The sequence below is a fragment of the Paraflavitalea sp. genome (assembly GCF_059502485.1).
Map to the genome: position 1 here is coordinate 485,268 of NZ_JCACET010000011.1, position 18,415 is coordinate 503,682.

The 18,415-nt window shown below is 47.1% G+C and carries 17 protein-coding genes; 8 read left to right on the forward strand and 9 right to left on the reverse strand.

The annotated features are described in order from the left end of the window. The first annotated feature begins 4 nt into the window (after positions 1-4). From AC5JBY_RS29740 to AC5JBY_RS29760, 5 genes are all read left to right on the forward strand, one after another. A complete protein-coding gene (locus AC5JBY_RS29740; protein WP_495908336.1) occupies positions 5-1,567 on the forward strand; it encodes an acyl-CoA mutase large subunit family protein in 1,563 nt (520 codons plus the stop codon). A gap of 24 nt (positions 1,568-1,591) precedes the next feature. Beyond that, the gene (locus AC5JBY_RS29745) at positions 1,592-2,143 is read left to right on the forward strand and encodes a GNAT family N-acetyltransferase (protein WP_495908337.1); all 552 of its coding nucleotides are present in this window, start codon (positions 1,592-1,594) and stop codon (positions 2,141-2,143) included. Between the two features lie 108 nt (positions 2,144-2,251). Continuing rightward, positions 2,252-3,517, forward strand: coding sequence for an amidohydrolase (locus AC5JBY_RS29750; RefSeq protein ID WP_495908338.1), 1,266 nt, complete (start codon positions 2,252-2,254; stop codon positions 3,515-3,517). 138 nt (positions 3,518-3,655) lie between these two features. Continuing rightward, positions 3,656-4,402 (forward strand): glycine-rich domain-containing protein, encoded by a 747-nt coding sequence (locus AC5JBY_RS29755; RefSeq protein ID WP_495908339.1) that lies wholly within the window; start codon positions 3,656-3,658, stop codon positions 4,400-4,402. 117 nt (positions 4,403-4,519) lie between these two features. After that, entirely contained in the window at positions 4,520-5,887 is a 1,368-nt protein-coding gene (locus AC5JBY_RS29760; RefSeq protein ID WP_495908340.1) for a baeRF7 domain-containing protein, read from the forward strand. A gap of 81 nt (positions 5,888-5,968) precedes the next feature. Here AC5JBY_RS29760 and AC5JBY_RS29765 read toward each other — a convergent pair whose 3' ends face one another. The 3 genes from AC5JBY_RS29765 to AC5JBY_RS29775 form a co-directional block, all read right to left on the reverse strand. After that, on the reverse strand, positions 5,969-7,648 hold the full coding sequence (locus tag AC5JBY_RS29765) for a glutamine--tRNA ligase/YqeY domain fusion protein (protein WP_495908341.1): 1,680 nt from the start codon (positions 7,646-7,648) through the stop codon (positions 5,969-5,971). A gap of 79 nt (positions 7,649-7,727) precedes the next feature. Continuing rightward, positions 7,728-8,450: a LytR/AlgR family response regulator transcription factor gene (locus AC5JBY_RS29770; RefSeq protein ID WP_495908342.1), complete on the reverse strand. Its 723-nt coding sequence runs from the start codon at positions 8,448-8,450 to the stop codon at positions 7,728-7,730. After that, entirely contained in the window at positions 8,447-9,466 is a 1,020-nt protein-coding gene (locus AC5JBY_RS29775) for a sensor histidine kinase (RefSeq protein WP_495908343.1), read from the reverse strand. Before AC5JBY_RS29775 ends, AC5JBY_RS29770 begins: the two co-directional genes overlap by 4 nt. Before the next feature lie 198 nt (positions 9,467-9,664). Between AC5JBY_RS29775 and AC5JBY_RS29780 the strand changes: the two genes are divergently transcribed. Continuing rightward, entirely contained in the window at positions 9,665-10,918 is a 1,254-nt protein-coding gene (locus tag AC5JBY_RS29780; RefSeq protein WP_495908344.1) for a hypothetical protein, read from the forward strand. Positions 10,919-11,045: 127 nt separating this feature from the next. Further along, positions 11,046-11,687: a dioxygenase family protein gene (locus AC5JBY_RS29785; protein WP_495908345.1), complete on the forward strand. Its 642-nt coding sequence runs from the start codon at positions 11,046-11,048 to the stop codon at positions 11,685-11,687. A gap of 426 nt (positions 11,688-12,113) precedes the next feature. Here the strand turns inward: AC5JBY_RS29785 and AC5JBY_RS29790 are convergent, their stop codons facing one another. The 5 genes from AC5JBY_RS29790 to AC5JBY_RS29810 form a co-directional block, all read right to left on the reverse strand. Next, positions 12,114-12,842 carry a YggS family pyridoxal phosphate-dependent enzyme gene (locus AC5JBY_RS29790; RefSeq protein ID WP_495908346.1) on the reverse strand — a complete coding sequence of 243 codons (729 nt, stop codon included), beginning with the start codon at positions 12,840-12,842 and terminating at the stop codon, positions 12,114-12,116. Positions 12,843-12,998: 156 nt separating this feature from the next. Continuing rightward, positions 12,999-14,153: an acyl-CoA dehydrogenase family protein gene (locus AC5JBY_RS29795; RefSeq protein ID WP_495908347.1), complete on the reverse strand. Its 1,155-nt coding sequence runs from the start codon at positions 14,151-14,153 to the stop codon at positions 12,999-13,001. Between the two features lie 702 nt (positions 14,154-14,855). Next, a complete protein-coding gene (locus AC5JBY_RS29800; protein ID WP_495908348.1) occupies positions 14,856-15,137 on the reverse strand; it encodes a hypothetical protein in 282 nt (93 codons plus the stop codon). 109 nt (positions 15,138-15,246) lie between these two features. Further along, complete coding sequence (locus tag AC5JBY_RS29805) at positions 15,247-15,783, reverse strand: SRPBCC family protein (RefSeq protein WP_495908349.1); 537 nt, start codon at positions 15,781-15,783, stop codon at positions 15,247-15,249. A gap of 1 nt (position 15,784) precedes the next feature. Further along, positions 15,785-16,225: a VOC family protein gene (locus AC5JBY_RS29810; protein ID WP_495908350.1), complete on the reverse strand. Its 441-nt coding sequence runs from the start codon at positions 16,223-16,225 to the stop codon at positions 15,785-15,787. Between the two features lie 120 nt (positions 16,226-16,345). On the opposite strand from AC5JBY_RS29810, the gene AC5JBY_RS29815 reads away from it, so the two are divergent. After that, positions 16,346-17,323, forward strand: a complete 978-nt coding sequence (locus AC5JBY_RS29815; RefSeq protein ID WP_495908351.1) for a GlxA family transcriptional regulator — start codon at positions 16,346-16,348, stop codon at positions 17,321-17,323. Positions 17,324-17,378: 55 nt separating this feature from the next. Here AC5JBY_RS29815 and AC5JBY_RS29820 read toward each other — a convergent pair whose 3' ends face one another. After that, positions 17,379-18,314, reverse strand: a complete 936-nt coding sequence (locus tag AC5JBY_RS29820; RefSeq protein WP_495908352.1) for a CE1 family esterase — start codon at positions 18,312-18,314, stop codon at positions 17,379-17,381. Between the last annotated feature and the right edge of the window lie 101 nt (positions 18,315-18,415).

Below are 18,415 nucleotides of genomic sequence, written 5' to 3' on the forward strand. Positions count from 1 at the left end.
GCTTATGCCTGAAAAAAAGATCTTTACCGACAGTGGAATAGAGATTAATGAGTTGTACAGCCCACAGAGTACGCAACATCTCCCGCCCCTGTCGCCTCCCGGAGAATTTCCCTTTACCCGCGGCGTGCAACCCGATATGTACCGGGGCAAGCTGTGGACCATGCGGCAATATGCCGGCTTCAGCACCGCTGAAGAAAGCAACAAACGCTACCATTACCTGCTTTCGCAGGGTGTAATGGGACTTAGTGTTGCTTTTGACCTGCCCACACAGATTGGTTATGACAGTGATCACGCCCTGGCCGAAGGTGAAGTAGGCAAAGTGGGTGTGGCCATCGACAGTCTCGAAGACATGCAAACGCTCTTCAAAGGCATCAAGCTGGAAGACGTGTCCACCTCCATGACGATCAACGCCACTGGCTTTATATTATTGAGCCTCTACGTAGCACTCGCCAAACAGCAAGGCGCCGACCTGAAAAAGATTGCCGGCACCATACAGAACGACATCCTGAAAGAATATGCAGCACGGGGCACTTACATCTATCCCCCCAAGCCATCCATGCGCATCATTACGGATATATTTGAATGGTGCAGCCATGACCTCCCCAAATGGAATACGATCTCCATTTCCGGTTATCATATCCGCGAAGCCGGTAGCACAGCCGTACAGGAGATCGCATTTACCCTGAGCAATGGGAAAGCCTATGTAAAGGCCGCACTGGAAAAGGGCCTTGACATCAATGTATTTGGCAAACGCCTCTCCTTCTTTTTCAACTCCCATAACAACCTGTTTGAGGAAGTGGCCAAGTTCCGCGCAGCCCGCAGCATGTGGGCTTCCATCATGAAAGAGCTCGGCGCCACCGACCCCAAAGCCATGATGCTGCGCTTCCACACACAAACCGGCGGCAGCACGCTTACAGCCCAACAACCATTGAATAATATTGCCCGCGTAACTGTTCAAACGTTGGCTGCTGTATTAGGCGGTACGCAATCGCTACACACCAATGGATACGATGAGGCACTGAGCCTTCCTACGGAAGAAGCAGCGCGCATTGCCCTGCGCACGCAACAGATCGTGGCCTTTGAAAGCGGTGCGGCTGATACTGTTGACCCGCTGGCTGGGTCTTATTTTGTCGAATCACTTACCAAACAGGTAGAAGAAGAGGCCTGGAAGCTGATCGGTAAAATAGACGCCATGGGCGGCAGCGTGAGCGCCATCGAGCAGGGATTCATCCAGGATGAAATAGCCCGCAGTGCCTATGATTACCAACGCCAGGTAGAGCGCCAGGAAAAGATCATCGTAGGCGTCAACAAGTTTCAGGTAACAGAAACCAACACACCTCCTCCTTTTAAGATAGACGACTCCATACGCCAGGTGCAAAGTGAAAAACTCGCCACCCTTCGCCGCCAGCGCGACCATGCCAAGTGTGATCAGCTATTGCAACTATTATCGGACAAAGCTGGCAGTGACGAAAACATCATGCCCACAGTAATTGAAGCCGTGGAGCAAAAATGTACCCTGGGAGAAATTGCCGACACCTTGCGGGAAGTATATGGAGAATATAAATAGTGCTATTCTTCTTACATTCGTTTCATGTACACCGCTACAACAGTCAGTTCAGACAAAGAACTGGAACAGATACTGCATTTACAACGGCAGAACCTGAAGCAACACATCAGCCAGGAAGAAAAGGACGCACAGGGATTTCTTACCATGCAGTTCAATCTCCCCATGCTGCAACAGCTGCATGCCATTGCGCCCAGTGTTATCATTAAACACGAAGACGAGGTAGTAGCCTATGCCATGACCGTAACGCTGGAAGGCCGGCAAGCCTACCCTGATCTCGAACCCATGTTCGTGAACTTTGAAAACCTGCAATGGCAGGGCAAACCATTATATGATTACCAGTTTTATGTAATGGGACAGATATGCGTGTCTAAAGCCCACCGGGCAAAAGGTTTATTCGATAAGCTCTATCAACACCACAAGGAAGTATACAGTCCGCGCTACGATTTTATCATTACAGAGATATCTACCTCAAACGCCCGGTCCTTGCAAGCGCACAAGCGGGTTGGCTTCACCACTATTCATACCTACCAGGATGCGGTAGATAATTGGAATGTGGTGGTGTGGGATTGGACGTAACGATTATTTCTATATATTGGAGGACAAACATCTTCCATGCGTTTACCAGCCAAACTAACCTGTTTTTTACTGCTTTTAGTTGCTACAACCAGCTTTGCACAACAAAATGTGTCTGTTCTGATTGAACAGAAGGCCAAGGCTGTTTTACCCAAGCTTATCGAATGGAGGCGGCACCTGCATGAGCACCCTGAACTTTCCAACCGGGAAGTTAAAACTGCCGAATACGTAGCCACCCACCTCAAAGCATTGGGACTGGAAGTACAAACAGGCGTGGCCAAAACGGGTGTAGTGGCCATACTGCGTGGCGGCAAACCCGGTCCTGTGGTTGCCCTGCGTGCCGACATGGACGCACTGCCTGTACAGGAACGCGTGGATATCCCCTTTAAATCTACTGTCACTGCCGATTACCTGGGTCAAAACGTACCCGTGATGCATGCCTGTGGCCACGACAGCCACGTAGCCATGCTGATGGGTACAGCGGAAGTGCTGGCAGGCATGAAGAAAGACGTGCCCGGCATTGTAAAATTCTTCTTCCAACCGGCAGAAGAAGGTCCTCCCGGCAATGAAGAAGGCGGCGCTCCCCTGATGGTAAAAGAAGGCGTGATGGACAATCCCAAAGTAGATGCCGTGTTTGGCATGCACATAGAGTCAGATATAGAAGTAGGCAAGTTTGAATACAAGCCCGGCGCTTTTATGGCATCCTCCGACTGGTTTACCATCAAAGTAAAAGGCAAACAATCCCACGGCTCACAGCCTTGGAAAGGAATCGATCCCATTGTAGTATCCACAGAGATCATCAATACATTACAAACCATCGTCAGCCGTCAATCGGAACTTACCAAAGCTCCTGTTGTCATCACCGTAGGTAAGTTTCACAGTGGTGTACGCCCCAACATCATACCGGAAGAAGCAGTGATGGAAGGTACCATCCGCACACTCGACAGCAAGATGCAGCAGGAAACACATGAGCGCATCCGTAAAGTAGCAACCACCGTAGCAGACGCTATGGGTGCAGTTGCAGAAGTAACCATCGACACGAAAACACTAGTTACTTATAATGATCCCGAATTGGTAAAGATGATGCTGCCTTCTCTTGAAACTGCTGCCGGCAAAGAGAATGTCACCCAACGCGAATGGGTAACAGGTGCAGAAGATTTCTCTTTCTTTGGCACCAAAGCACCTTCCTTCTTTATCTACTTTGGCGGCATGCCCAAAGGCACAGATAAATCAAAAGCTCCACCCCATCATACACCTGATTTTTATATCGACGATAGTCGCCTCGATGTAGGCGTAAAAGGCTTTTGCCAACTGGTGTTCGATTACGCCAAACTGAAAACAGGCGGAGACAAAGGCAATACAAAGAAAGGATTCTAAGCTCCTTCAAAACAGCATAAAAACTAAAGCCCATTGAATTTCAAGGGCTACTAAAATCCTATTGCGACTTAACAATCAGGTAATACAGGAAACTATGGGACTCTCCATACCCGAAGTACTTTTGTAAAAGAGTTCTTTATGAAAATTGATGAAACCCTGTTGTGGAGCAAGCTGGAAAGCTACTCCCCCGACAATCCCCACGATGCACTAACCTTTTCGCAACGACTGGCCCGGGAAAATGGATGGCCACCAACGTTTACGGAACGCGTGATCACAGAGTACAAAAAGTTCCTCTTCCTATGTATGATCAGCCCGCACCCCGTAACGCCCTCCGATGAAGTAGATCAGACCTGGCACCTTCACCTTGTGTACACCAAATCCTACTGGAGCGACCTCTGCAAAAACATCCTCGGAAAAGACATCCACCACACGCCCACTGAAGGTGGCCCCGAAGAAAGAGACAAATTCCACAGCTACTACGAAGCCACGTTACAACTCTACCGCGACAAGTTCAACACCGAACCTCCCGACGACATCTGGCCTCCCGCACACAAACGTTTCACAGAAACAGATTTTGTAAGAGCCAACAAACAAACCCACTGGATCATTATGAAACGCCCCTGGCACAAAAGCCTCACTGGCCTCACCATCATTACTGCCGGAGCGATCATAGCCTTACTCAGTTCCAACATCGCCTTCTTCATCCTGTTTGGCATAACAGGTTTTATTGTACTACTACAGGGCGTACAGTTAGGGCTGACAGGCGAAATAACGATCGGCGGATGTGTAGGTAGTGGCTGCGGCGGCGATAGCGGTTGTAGCGGAGACGGAGGCTGCAGCAGTGGATGCAGCGGCTGCGGAGGAGGTTGTGGCGGAGGCGATTAGAGTGAGGAATACTGCCACACCGTGCAATAAATCCACAAAGCGTCCCAGTGCTTCTGCACTGGATTTTTTATGCCCTTATGGGCACACGAATTGTGGCCATACTGCTAAAAGTAGTATATGGGAAAGACAAAAATTTTAAGCAGAGAGAAAATAAGCATAGAGGATGAGCTGCCAAATGATGTACCCATCCGCCACCCAAACAGAAATGTGGACAAAAGAAATGATGCTTCAAGAGATAATATCTATAAGGGAAAACTGCAAAGCGATGAGAGCGACAAAAGCAGGAATGAAGCCTTTGCAGAACCGGTCACTGATACAATACCGATAGAACTCCCCTCTCTTATCAGTAAAGAAATACTGGCCCAACTCAGGGACTTTACCAGCGAACGTTGCATCACCATTTACCTGCCAACCCATGCATCGGGCATGGAAGTGAACGAAGGCCATGATGCCATACGTTTCAAGAATGCGTTGCAACAGGCGCACCAGCAACTGACCCGGCTGAATCATGATGAAGATTTCATCAAACGGTGGTTGAAGCCTGCATATGACCTGCTTCGCGACGATGCTTTCTGGACAAGACAAAGCAAAGGACTGGCTGTATTTATCAGTGACGGCTATTGCCGCTACCTGCACATGCAGCAGGAACCGACAGAAAAGGTATATATCAATAAGAGCTTTGCACTGGCGCCGCTGATCTCGTTGCTTACAAATCCGGAATACTTTTACCTGCTGGTGATCAGCAAGCAACAGGCAAAGCTGTTCAGGGCGGATGATTACGGCATGACAGAAGTTAAGATAAGCAACATGCCCGATGGCGTGGAAGGCACAAAACGCATGCTGGATAAATCAGCCAGCACTTTCCGTGCATCCGGAGCAGCTTCCAATGGAGGCGCTAACTATCATGGTATTGGCGGCGGCAACCCGGATGACAAGCAGAATATAGCAGTATATCTTGAAGCCGTAGACGACAGATTGTGGGAAGCATTACTGAATAAAGAACATGCTCCGCTATTGCTGGCCGGCGTAGAATATTTGATACCCATCTACCGGTCAGTAAGCGACTATAAGCATGTGTGGACAGATGCGCTTACAGGCAGTCATGAACATGAAGATATCGCCACATTATATCCCAAAGCAAGGGCTGTTATGCAGCCATACTTTGAGCAACGATTAAACAATGCGCTTGAGAGGTATGGCAACCAATCAGCCACTCCGCAAACATCTACCAACCTCGCAGAAATCATTCCTGCAGCCCACTATGGCAGGATATCACACCTGTTTATTGTAAAAGGTGAGCAGGTATGGGGTACGTTTGATGAGCAGACGAATGAACTGACAGTTCAGGGAGAAAGTACAGGAGACAATGAAGACCTGTTTGATAAAGCAGTGACCAATACATTGCTCACAGGTGGTGAGGTATTTATCGTAGACAGCGATAAAATGCCTGCAGCATCAACTATGGCCGCTATTATGCGCTATTAAGTCTCTCATAAACACAGGTATAAAAGGAAGGGCCGCCCATGATTGGCGGCCCTTCCTGATTATTTAAAGCCCTCTAAAGGCTTAATTTTTCTTTTGCTCTTTTGCCCAGGCATCCTTCAGCGTAACAGTCCTGTTGAAGATCATACGCTCTTCGGAAGTATCCTTATCCAGGCAGAAGTAACCCTTGCGCAGGAACTGGTAACGTTCTTCAAAGCGCGCCGTTTTCAATGCAGGCTCTGCATACGCAGTACCGATCACCTTCAGCGAATCGGGGTTGATATAGTCTTTGAAATCCCCTTCCTCATTAGCCGGATTTTCGACTTTAAACAGGCGGTCATATTCCCTTACTTCACAACTGATAGCCTGTGCCACACTTACCCAGTGCAACGTGCCTTGTACTTTAATGCCAGAAGTATCGGAACCACTTTTACTTTCAGGAATATAAGTACATTTCACTTCAGTCACCTTACCATCAGCATCCTTGATCACTTCTTCACAACGAATGATGTATGCACTCTTCAACCGCACTACCTGACCGGGCGCCAGCCTGAAGTACTTCTTAGGCGGATTCTCCATGAAGTCTTCCCGCTCGATGTACAGCTCACGGCTGAACGGCACATCCCGGTGCGTACCTGCCGGATCTTCAGGATTGTCCTCGCTTTTCAGCATCTCCACCTCCCCTTCAGGGAAGTTGGTGATCGTCACCTTCAGTGGATCGAATACCACCATGCGGCGCAGCGCAATCTTATTGAGGTGCTCGCGGATACAGAACTCCAGCAGGGAATACTCGATGATATTATCCCGCTTGGCCACACCTACCCGATCGCAGAACTCACGAATAGATTCAGGCGTATATCCACGACGGCGGAAGCCGCTGATCGTTGGCATACGGGGATCATCCCAGGCAGTTACATGCTTCTCTTCCACCAGTTGCTTCAGCTTGCGCTTGCTCATCACTGTGTAATTCAGGTTGAGGCGGGCAAACTCATATTGATGCGAAGGGAATATCTCCAGTTCTTTGATCAGCCACTCATACAAAGGACGGTGAGGAATGAACTCCAGCGTACAAATAGAATGGGTGATATTTTCGATGGAGTCGCTTTGGCCATGCGCAAAATCGTACATGGGATAGATGCACCAGGCATCACCCGTACGGTGGTGCTTTGCATGCTTGATGCGATACAGGATCGGATCACGGAAGTGCATGTTGGGTGAGGTCATATCGACTTTCGCCCGCAACACCTTCTTACCATCTGCATATTTACCCGCCCGCATTTCTTCAAACAGGCGCAGGTTTTCTTCTATGCTTCTTTCAGCATATTGGTTCCTCGTGCCGGGCGAAGTAGGTGTGCCCTTCTGCGCAGCAATCTCTTCACTGGTAGAATCATCCACATAAGCCAAACCTTTCTGGATCAGCTTTACGGCAAAGCCATACAACTGCTCAAAGTAATCGGAAGCATACAATTCATTAGCCCATTGGAAACCGAGCCATTGGACATCGGACTTGATGCTTTCCACATATTCAGTGTCTTCAGTAATTGGGTTCGTGTCGTCAAAACGGAGGTTGGTCTTACCGCCATATTTAAGCGTTAAGCCAAAGTTGAGGCAAATGCTCTTGGCATGGCCAATGTGCAGGTAGCCATTCGGCTCCGGCGGAAAACGGGTAGTGATGGATTTATATTTGCCCGCCTTCAGATCCTCCTCGATGATCTCCTCAATAAAGTTGAGGCTCTTTTCTTCTGCTTTTTTAATCTCAGTCATATAGTACCTGTCTTTTACAAATATGCCACGGTTGTTAAAGACCCGTGGCATATCGTATCGGCGAAAATACGAATAAAATCTATCTTTTAAGCAGGCGGTTCTGGAGTAGTTGTTGAAGCACGGTTTCCCGTTCCGTGCGGCTGATGGGGATATGGTGCTGGCCAATGCGGATATCATTTCCCTCGATACTTTCCACCTTGGCAGCCGCCACAATAAATGACTTGTGGGTGCGTACAAAACGGCCGGCAGGCAGGTATTCCTCGATGCTGCGGAACGTGAGGTAAGTTATATATTTCTTTTCCGTAGTATGAACGGCCACGTAGTTCTGCAGGGCTTCTATAAACAGAATTTCATCATACTTTATCTTGACTAGCTTATTATCGCTTTTGATGAAAAAGTAGTCCGGTTCGGCCCCCGCTGCAGCAGCTACGGGCTGACTGGCAGGCTCCCGGAGCGATTTGGCCTTTATAACAGCCTTCCAGAAACGCTCGAAGGAAAAAGGCTTCAGCAGGTAGTCGATCGCATTGAGCTCAAAACCTTCCACCGCATACTGCGGATAAGCCGTTGTAAAGATCACCAGCGGTGGTTGCGCCAGGCTTTTGAGGAACTCCAGGCCGGTCATCCGGGGCATCTGGATATCCAGGAAAATAAGATCTATCTTCTGCTGCATGAGCGTATCGATGGCCTTCATGGGATTGTCGAACTCCCCTGCCAGCTGCAGGAACTCGACATCCTGTATGTATTCCTTGAGCCCGGTGCGGGCCAGCGGCTCATCGTCGATGATAATACATTGTAGCGTCATGACAGGTGGAGGTTTAGCGCTACTTTAAAGGTAGCATCATTGTTATCGATCTGCAACTCATATTTCCGGGGATACAGCAGCTCCAGCCGGCGCTTTACATTACTGAGGCCAATACCGCCTGGCGGCTCGGTAGACCGGTGAAAGTTTTCTTTAGAGTTCTCTACTACAAAGCGGAAAGACCCATTTTCCCTTGCCATACTAACATGTACAAAATTCAACTGGTCGCTATGGTGCGAAATATGCTTAAATGCATTTTCCACAAAAGGAATGAGCAACAAGGGCGTAATACGAAACCCCTTCACATCCGGCTCTACCTGCACATCCACCTCGTAATGCTGATCCTTACGCAACTGCTGCAAACGGATAAAATCCTGCAAATAAGTGATCTCTTTCTCAATCTCGATGGTATCGGCATTACAATCGTAAAGCTGGTAACGCAACAAATCCGAGAACTGCAGTAGCGTTTGCCGGGCAGTAGTATTGCTTTTGTCGATCAGAAAATAGATCGAATTGAGTGAGTTAAACAGGAAATGCGGATTGATCTGCGATTTGAGGAAGTTCAATTCGGCCTCCGACTTCTCTTTCGACATCTCCCCCAGCCTGCGTTGCGTCCGCGCATAATCCATTAGCAGTTTGAACGCGGCGCCTGTGCTCACCAACAGGATGTGGGGGATGACATTATCATAAAAGCGTGCCTTGAAGTTGCTGAAAAAAAGCGTTTGCCGGTTCATGATCTCTGCCTCGAGGTACATTTTCAAAAAGCTGAAACCGGTAATAACTACAACATAAGTAATACCAAACAGCACATATTTTTTCTTATAGAGGAGCCGGGGGATCAGCAGGTAATTGGTGATGTACACCATGAGCGCAAGGTCTGCCACTTTCAGCGCAGTAATAAGCCAGCCTATATCACGGCGATAATCCTGGTAACGGAAAAAATGCCAGCCGCCAAACAGGATCAGCCACCCCAGCAGGTGGTCCAGCTTATAGCGCCTGATGATAGATAATAAGTTCATACCTCAAAATAAATATACAAAAAGCAGTTGTCATTTATTCTTACACCTGCAGCCCCATCTGCTACACGAAATGCAATCCATGCCATCCCGGTCAGAATGTCCTGTAAACCTTGCCCGACGTGTAAGTTATTTTAAAACAGCTGTCGGATGTGCTCTTTTTGTGTGATCAACCTATCAGTCACCTACAAAACAATCAACATGAGACCTTTCCACTACTTAACCACGCTGCTGTTGTTATTAGCCTTTTTACCTGCGTCAGCCCGTCAAAACCTCCGGCTGTTTATGGATTGCGGCACTTCGCCACTTTGCGACCTTGACTATGCACGCCAGCAATTGCCATCACTGGATTTTGTGCGCGACCGGTTCAATGCCGATGTACAGATCCTGCTTTCCAGTCAGCCAACCGGCAACGGCGGCGAACAACATACCATACAGTTTGAAGGCCAGGCTGCCTTTGTTAACTACAGTGACACGCTTGTATTCTTTACGGCTCCCAATGCAGCCATCGACAATAAAAGATCAACTTTCATCCATCACATCAAACTGGGGCTTATCCCTTTCCTCTTAAAGAATCGCAATACCGACCTGATCGAGGTCAATTTCAGGAAAGCCGATACAGCAGTTGCACTACGCAAAGACCCATGGCGCAACTGGGCATTCATGGTGGGCGGCAACGTCAATTTCAGTGGTAGTTCAGCCTACAAGGAAAGCTCATATGGACTCGACTTTTCAGTTGCCAAGGTTACGCCTTCTTTTAAAACCGACCTGCAGGTATATGTAAACAATTCCCGGAATACCTATACCTATGAAGAGGGCGACATAAAGACCGAGTTAAAGACAAAAAACGACTACTATTATGCCGAACATAATTTTGTAAAAAGTATTACCCCTCATTGGTCCTGGGCTTATAAAGCAGAATACACCCGCAGCAGTTACGACAACTACAAACATGCGCTTGAACTGGCTACCGGTATGGAGTATAACATTCACCCTTACGCTGTTTCCAGCAATAAGTTCCTGGCGATACGCTATATGCTTGGCGCAGAGCAACGCAGCTACTTCGATCAAACCCTTTATGGCAAAACCCATGAACGGCTGTATTTCCATGAGCTGGGTGTGTACGCCTTCTATGTTCAACCCTGGGGTAAATTATCCGGCTCAGTAAACTGGTACAATTACCTTCATGATATAGCAAAGAACAACCTGTCGGTATACAGTCGCGTCGAAATGAATGTTGCCAAAGGATTGTCCATCTTCTTCCAGGTTACCGCCAGCCGCATCCGCGACCAGTTCAACCTCCCGCAAAAAGGAGCTTCATCAGAAGAAGTGTTGCTGCGCTTACGATCACTGTCTACCAACTACAACTACTATACAGGTTTTGGCCTCAACTACCGTTTCGGATCAGCCGTGAATAACATCGTCAATGCCCGATTTACCAGTCCGGGTATGTAACAAGGCTCATAGGCAGACTCAATAAACAAGTCTTTTCGTCAAGCAAAAAGTACAGGAGATGTAATGGATTTTACCCAAACACACAGGTGATGTCAATTTGCAATACCATCATCTAAAACTATCCGATATGAAAGTACTTGTTGTTTTATCAATCTTACTGATCGTAGCACTTACCAGTTGCGCACAAGGTAATCTCCGTGGTAATTTCAATATGCCCTGCGAAGGTTGTGAAGCCATTTTCGAATGCCCGGTTTCGTTCGAACAGCTGAACTGGGTGGATACCCTACCCGACTTCAACGATGCAGGCCCTAAGATGCTGGTGACGGGAACTATTTATGAAATAGATGGCAAGACGCCCGCGCGTAATGTGGTATTGTATGTTTACCATACCGATCAGACAGGTGTATACCCAACTAAAGGCGATGAAAAAGGCTGGGCCAAACGGCATGGTTATGTCCGCGGCTGGATACGAACCAATGAAGACGGCCGTTATGCGTTTTACACACTCCGTCCCGCCTCCTATCCCACCGGAAAGACACCTGCCCACATTCATCCGGTGATCAAAGAAGCGGATATGAAGCCTTACTATGTCGATGAGTTCTTATTCGACGACGATCCTTATTTAACACCAGCCGAACGCAAACAACAGCCAGGCTACGGAGGCAGCGGCATACTTAAGCCCACTAAAAAAGACGGGCTGCTGACAGCCAACAGGGACATCGTTCTTGGATTGAATATCACGAATTACCCAAAACGAAAGGGGCTGTAGAAACAGCCCCTTTATTCATTAATCAATAACCTATGAAAAACACTATCTTTTGCCTTTAATACGAGTATAAAACTACTCCCCAAAACAGGCATTCCATAATCTATTCGACGTTTGAAAGAGAAACCCGGTTGAGTGAACAAAACGGGACGATTTCTGTCAAAAACAGGAGCAGCATTTACAACATTGAAGCACTGATTGGATAACACACGGAAGCAGGTTGCCGTGCAGTTGGTACTTTTGCAAACAGGAAGGGTATAAAAACAAAAAAAGGCTGTAGAAACAGCCCTTAACCATTAATCAATAACCTATGAAAAACACTATCTTATATCCTAATTGCATAGTAAAAATACTGCCGGGCCGGGCAGTTACATAATCTATTCGATGTTTGTGCGAAAAGGTCAGATGAAGCAGCCTAAAAACCCGATATCAGGGTTTTGAACGGGCGCCAAAAAGCAGGCTGCCCACCCTTACCATGTTGCTGCCACAGGCTATAGCAAGGCGATAATCGCTGCTCATGCCCATAGAAAGGACCGGGAGAGACGGATTGGAAGACGGGTATTCTGAGACAAGAGTTTGAGGATCAATAGCAGAACCGGGTAGTCCGGGATGGAGCGATGGGAAATACTCATCAAAAAGTCCCTTCAGGTATATGAATTCCTTTTGAATATGTTGCTCATCCTCCGTAAAAGAGGCCATCCCCATAAGACCACGCACCTGCACGTGCTGTAATTGCCCTTTTTTAAGCGTTTCCATCACATCCGCCAGCTCTTCTGCATTGAAGCCGAATTTGGTTTCTTCCCGGGCTATATGCACCTGTAGCAGACATTGGATAGTGCGTAGGTTCTTAGCAGCCTGCTTCTCTATTTCCAGTAACAATTTGTAACTATCCACTCCATGGATCAGGTGGACGAAGGGAGCAATGTATTTTACTTTGTTGGACTGCAAATGGCCAATAAAATGCCAGCGGATATCATCAGGTAACAATAGTTGCTTTTCTGCCAGCTCCTGTACATAATTCTCACCAAAATCACGTTGGCCAAGATCGTACAGCTCTTGAATATCCTCTACCGGTTTTGTTTTTGACACAGCAACCAGCGTTACTTCGCTACCTAATTCATTCCTGATCTGTTGATATTGCTCTATGTTGACAGCCATCTTGTTGATTCTTTGAGAAAGAGACAAAACTAACTAAAATAAAAAATGTGCCAACGCAAAATAGCATTAGCACATTGAAAGCATTTATACGATAATAAATCTCTAAAAACTACAAGAGATTTCCCTTTTCAACCCTTCAACTTTTCAACTAACCACCTATTTAAGAATAGACCGACTGATCACAATGCGCTGCACTTCGGAAGTACCTTCATAGATCTGTGTGATCTTGGCATCGCGCATAAGACGCTCCACATGGTACTCTTTTACATAACCATACCCCCCATGGATCTGAACAGCCTCTACCGAAGCCCACATGGCCGTTTCGCTGGCATAGACCTTGGCCATGGAAGAACTGAGGGCATAATCCTGGTGCTGGTCTTTTTCCCAGGCAGCTTTCAGGCATAGTAAACGGGATGCTTCAATGCGGGTAGCCATATCGGCCAGCTTGAACTGAATGGCCTGGTGATGCATGATCTCCTTACCAAACGCTTTGCGCTCTTTGGAATATTTAAGCGCCAGATCATAAGAACCACTGGCAATACCCAGCGCCTGTGAAGCGATGCCAATGCGGCCACCGGCCAGCGTTTTCATGGCAAAGGTGAACCCAAAGCCATCCGCTCCAATGCGGTTTTCTTTAGGCACTTTTACATCATTGAATAAGATGCTGTGTGTATCACTGCCGCGGATACCAAGTTTGTTTTCCTTGGCGCCCACCACTACACCGGGCCAGCTCTTTTCTACAATGAATACGTTGATGCCTTTGCTGCCTTTGGCAACATCCGTCTGCGCCATTACGAGGTACACAGAAGCAGAAGAGCCATTGGTGATCCAGTTTTTGGTACCATTCAGGATATAATGATCACCCTTGTCTTCAGCAGTAGTACGCTGAGAAGTGGCGTCACTACCCGCTTCTGGCTCACTCAGCAGGAAAGCACCGATATATAGTTCGCCATCCTTGCGCCCTTGCGCCAACGGAACGAGGTATTTTTGTTTCTGCTCCTCAGAAGCATAAGCTTCCAGTCCCCAGGTCACCAGGCTATTATTTACACTCATACAAACACTCACACTGGCATCGATCTTACTGATCTCCTCCATGGCCAACACATAACTCATGGTATCCATACCACTGCCGCCGTATTGGGGGTCAACCATCATGCCCATGAATCCCAGTTCAGCGAGCTTGTAGACCTGTTCTTTAGGAAACTTTTGGTGTTCATCCCTTTCAATAACGCCGGGTAAACATTCCTGCCGGGCAAAATCCCGGGCAGCATTGCGGATCATGAGGTGTTCTTCAGATAACTGGAATTGCATATGGCCTGTCTGTTTTTTGTTTGGAGACAAAAATAGTAGAATTTGGCACAAAAACTAACATTTGTTCGTATTAGATGCCGGACCGCGGCATTTGAGGCCTGGAAGTCAGCTTAAGCCATAACAGGATGGCAAAAACAATCTCCCCTACAATTAAGAGCCACTGCGACCAATGTGCAAACGTAGTCATGAAAAGGAGCCGTTCGAGACTGTAATTATCAACCGGGGGATACATCAGAAACTGGAAATATAGTACTGTTCCAAAATTGGCAACGATATAAACGATTACTGTGAAAAAAAAGTGAGTGATAAAAAAAGCCCGTGACATAAAAATCCCTCTTTTTGCTATACGCCTGTATAGAATAGATATCCCCAACAGAATTGCCGGGGAAAGACATTGATACCAGGATGGACCTGTATAAATGGTAGTATGCCAGCCGGTCACAATAGAAGTAAACATATTAAAATACTGGAACAGCAATAAGAACGTCAGCACGGCCAGAATAATGAATATAGTTTGACGAAGGGGCATAGGTGAGCGATTGAAACGTTGGAGCTAATATACAATTATTCAGAGGGGTAGGAAGTCGAAACATTACATACATGATAGTTAAGGGAATAATGAAAAACTACAGCCAGTAAAGCTGCCGCCATCAAGATACAGTGATAATTAGCTTATGTTTTGTTAAACCAGAGAAGCAGCAATTACAATTTACCTTCCCGTTCCTGTTGTCTCACATAAGTGTCGAGACTTTGTGCGAGCGCATCTTTAGCGCTCGCGCTACGAAGCTGTCCTTCAACCAGCTTCCATTCAATACGTTTCATCTTAAGCCCATTACCACGAAGAAAAGGACGATTGCCCTGGAATACGATGGACCCGTTGCGGCCATATACCCTGAAATGCTCCACCTGCGGCGTAACGTGAATACGTTCAACCGGGTAGTGCCTCATGTAGCCTTCGATGCGTACTGTGATCTGTCCTTTCACAACGCTAAAATACTAATTATTTTAGCAACCAACAAACACATTAACAAAATAAAAAGCCGGCAGCATAAACAGCTACCGGCTAAATGATATTAACAAGCGGTATCCAGGGTTATTGTTGCTCCACGATACGCTTCAGTGTCGTCAAACTGACGTCCATATCCTTTGCGAGGGCTTTTTCGATCCCAAACAGGAGCATAATATTCATGGGATATTTCATGCGGCTGCTCATACCCCAGGTAATTTGAGTTTGATTACCACTTACGGATTCAGTAGCAAATGGGGTTTTAGCCACCGCTTCAAAAGGCTTCTCAAAACGCACTTCCAGGTCAAGGTACTCCCCTTCTTTGATACGTTTGATCTCCTGTTCCCCTTTACCACCTCTTTTGTTACTTTCCCAGGCATACACAAAACCTTCCGTGCCATCAACACCTCTGTAGTCTTTTTTCATATTGGGATCGGCCATCACCCATTTGTTGAACCGGTCCTGGTTTTTCAGATACCTTACAAAATCGAAAACTTCCTGCCGGGGTTTGTTGATAGTAATACTGCGGGTTATAGCATATTCATTCCTGACGAATAAGGCGATGACCAGCAGTAGCGTAACGAGCCCACCGATGGCGCTTAGAATAATGATCAGTATTTTCATGTTATGCAGATTTTGTTTGTTGTTGATAGGTATAATTCACCATCCACTGAACAGCATACTTGTCGATGCACATACCAAAGTAGGCGCCCCAGAAAGTACTGTTCATAGGCATCACTATTTTACCGCCAGCCGCCAGCGCATTGAAGATCTTATCAGCCTCCGCTTCACTTTGTGTGTGGAGACACAAATGAATGTTGTTACCCGGCACCAGTTTTTGTTCCATCGACTCCAGCATATCGGTAGCCATGATGACAACACCGCCGGGCAGCGTCAACGAGAGGTGCATAAGCTTTTGCTGATCTTCGGGAGACAGCTTTTCTCCTCCCGGCACATCCTTGTAGCGGCCAACGATGGTAAATTCACCTCCCAGTATGGATTTATAAAAAGTCAGGGCCTCCTCGGCATTACCCATAAAATGGAGATAGGCAGTGATGTTGAGCATGGTTATACTTTTTTTGATTGATTGGACACAAAGCTAATTCGCAATCCCCTTTGCCCTGCCGTGTAAATGCGACATTCTTAGGTGGGTGTTTGCGACAGTCATTTCTGCTACATTTGTCGCATGGTACATATCTCCATCTTAGCACTCAGGAATGCGGTACTGGCCTCCATTGCCGACACCCGGTATGTGTTCAGCATGGTAAACGACTTCCTGAAGCAGGCAGGCAAGCCTCCCCTCTTCCAGGTGCAGCTCGTTGCCTTCACTGAAGAAGTGCAGTTGAACCAGGGACTGTTTTCTCTGCACCCCGATGTACTGGTGAAAGACATCGACCATACCGACCTAATCATTATTCCTGCCATGACAGGCGATATGCTCACCTCTGTACGCATGAACATGGATTATGCACCCTGGATCGCACAGCAATACAAAAGCGGAACAGAAGTAGCCAGCCTTTGTGTAGGCGCCTTCCTGATGGCATTTTCGGGCATCGCCAAAGGCAAACAATGCACCACACACTGGGCCTACGCCAATGAGTTCAGGTATTTTTATCCTTCCGTAAAACTGGTAGAAGAAAAAGTAATGACAGCCCAGCAAGGCATCTATTCCAGTGGAGGCAACAATGCATACTGGAATCTGCTGCTGTACCTGGTGGAGAAATATACCAACCGGCAGATCGCCATACATACCGCCAAGTATTTTGTGATCGAGCTCGACAGGCACCAGCAAACACCCTTTGTAATATTCAATGGTTTAAAAGACCATGAAGACGAAGTGATCAAAGAAGCGCAGGAATTTATAGAAGCCCATTACGAAGACAAATTAACAGTTGATCAACTGGCCGAACGATTCAACATTACCCGCCGCACTTTTGAAAGACGGTTTAAGAAAGCTACTTACCTCACCGTAGCAGAATACATACAACGCGTAAAGATCGAAGCAGCCAAGAAACAACTCGAAGCCGGCCGGCGATCCATTACTGAAGTAATGGTAGCCGTAGGTTATTCAGATACGCAAACCTTCCGCGATGTATTTAAAAAGATCACCGGCATGACGCCCGTTGACTACCGGGATAAATACAACTCAGACATTAGCTCTTAGATGTTAGCTGTTAGCCAGGGCTAAAAGCTAATTGCTAATCGCTAACACCTGTATCTTAAGGCAACTGGTATTTCTTAAAGAACTCCCACAACAGATCATTGGCATTGATGGCCTGAGAAGGCGTATCACCGTTGGCACTTCCCGGCAAACCGCCAGGCCAGGCATGGCCGCCATCCTTCGTGAGGTAATAATTGATAGCAGTATTGTTGCTGCAACCAGTCCACTGCGTAAACTTATAACTACTATTATTGACCACCACCTGCGCGGTAGTAGTACAAGCATTTTTCGACGACCATACATTGAACACAGAATCCAGCGGCGGCGCATAAACACCAGAGATGCCATTACCGGTTCCACCGGTGTAAGGAATATGCTCATCCAGCACAGAATGCATATGTAGAATGGGAACAGCACGACTGGGATTGCAAGGCTGCGTAACCACCATCGTACAACCGTTGGGAGCAATGGCAGCAATCTTGTTGGACAACTCACAAGCTAATCTATAACTCAACATACCACCATTGGAATGCCCGGTAGCATATACCTTTTTAGGATTGATCTTATAAGTCGCCACCAGCTTGTCGATCAGCTGACTGATGAATTTCACGTCATTGATATTGTTCTCAACAGCGAATGCACAACAGGTACCGGCATTCCAGGTTTGGATACCCAGCCCGGTGCTTTTTACACCATCCGGATAAACAACAATGAAGCCTGATGCGTTGGCCTTTTGCGTCAGCAGTGAGGATGCTTCAAACTGCGTTCCCGAACCACCTCCGCCATGCATGGCTATGATAAGCGAGTAATCCTTGTTATCATAATAAGCCGGTGGCAAATTGACCAGGTACGTCCTCTCCCTTCCGTCAACGGTCAGCGCTCCCTCGATTCTGTACACTTTGGGCGTATCGGGGTCGTCATTCTTTTTACCACAGCAAACCAATACAATCAACAGACTGGCGATCAGGAAAGAAGGAGTAACGAATTTCTTCATAGATAGTCGATTAATGCCCTGCGTTTTACACGGGAGAGCGGAAATTAAAAAACGTAAAACAGATAGCTATATTATCTTGATGAGACCCCATAAAGACGGAA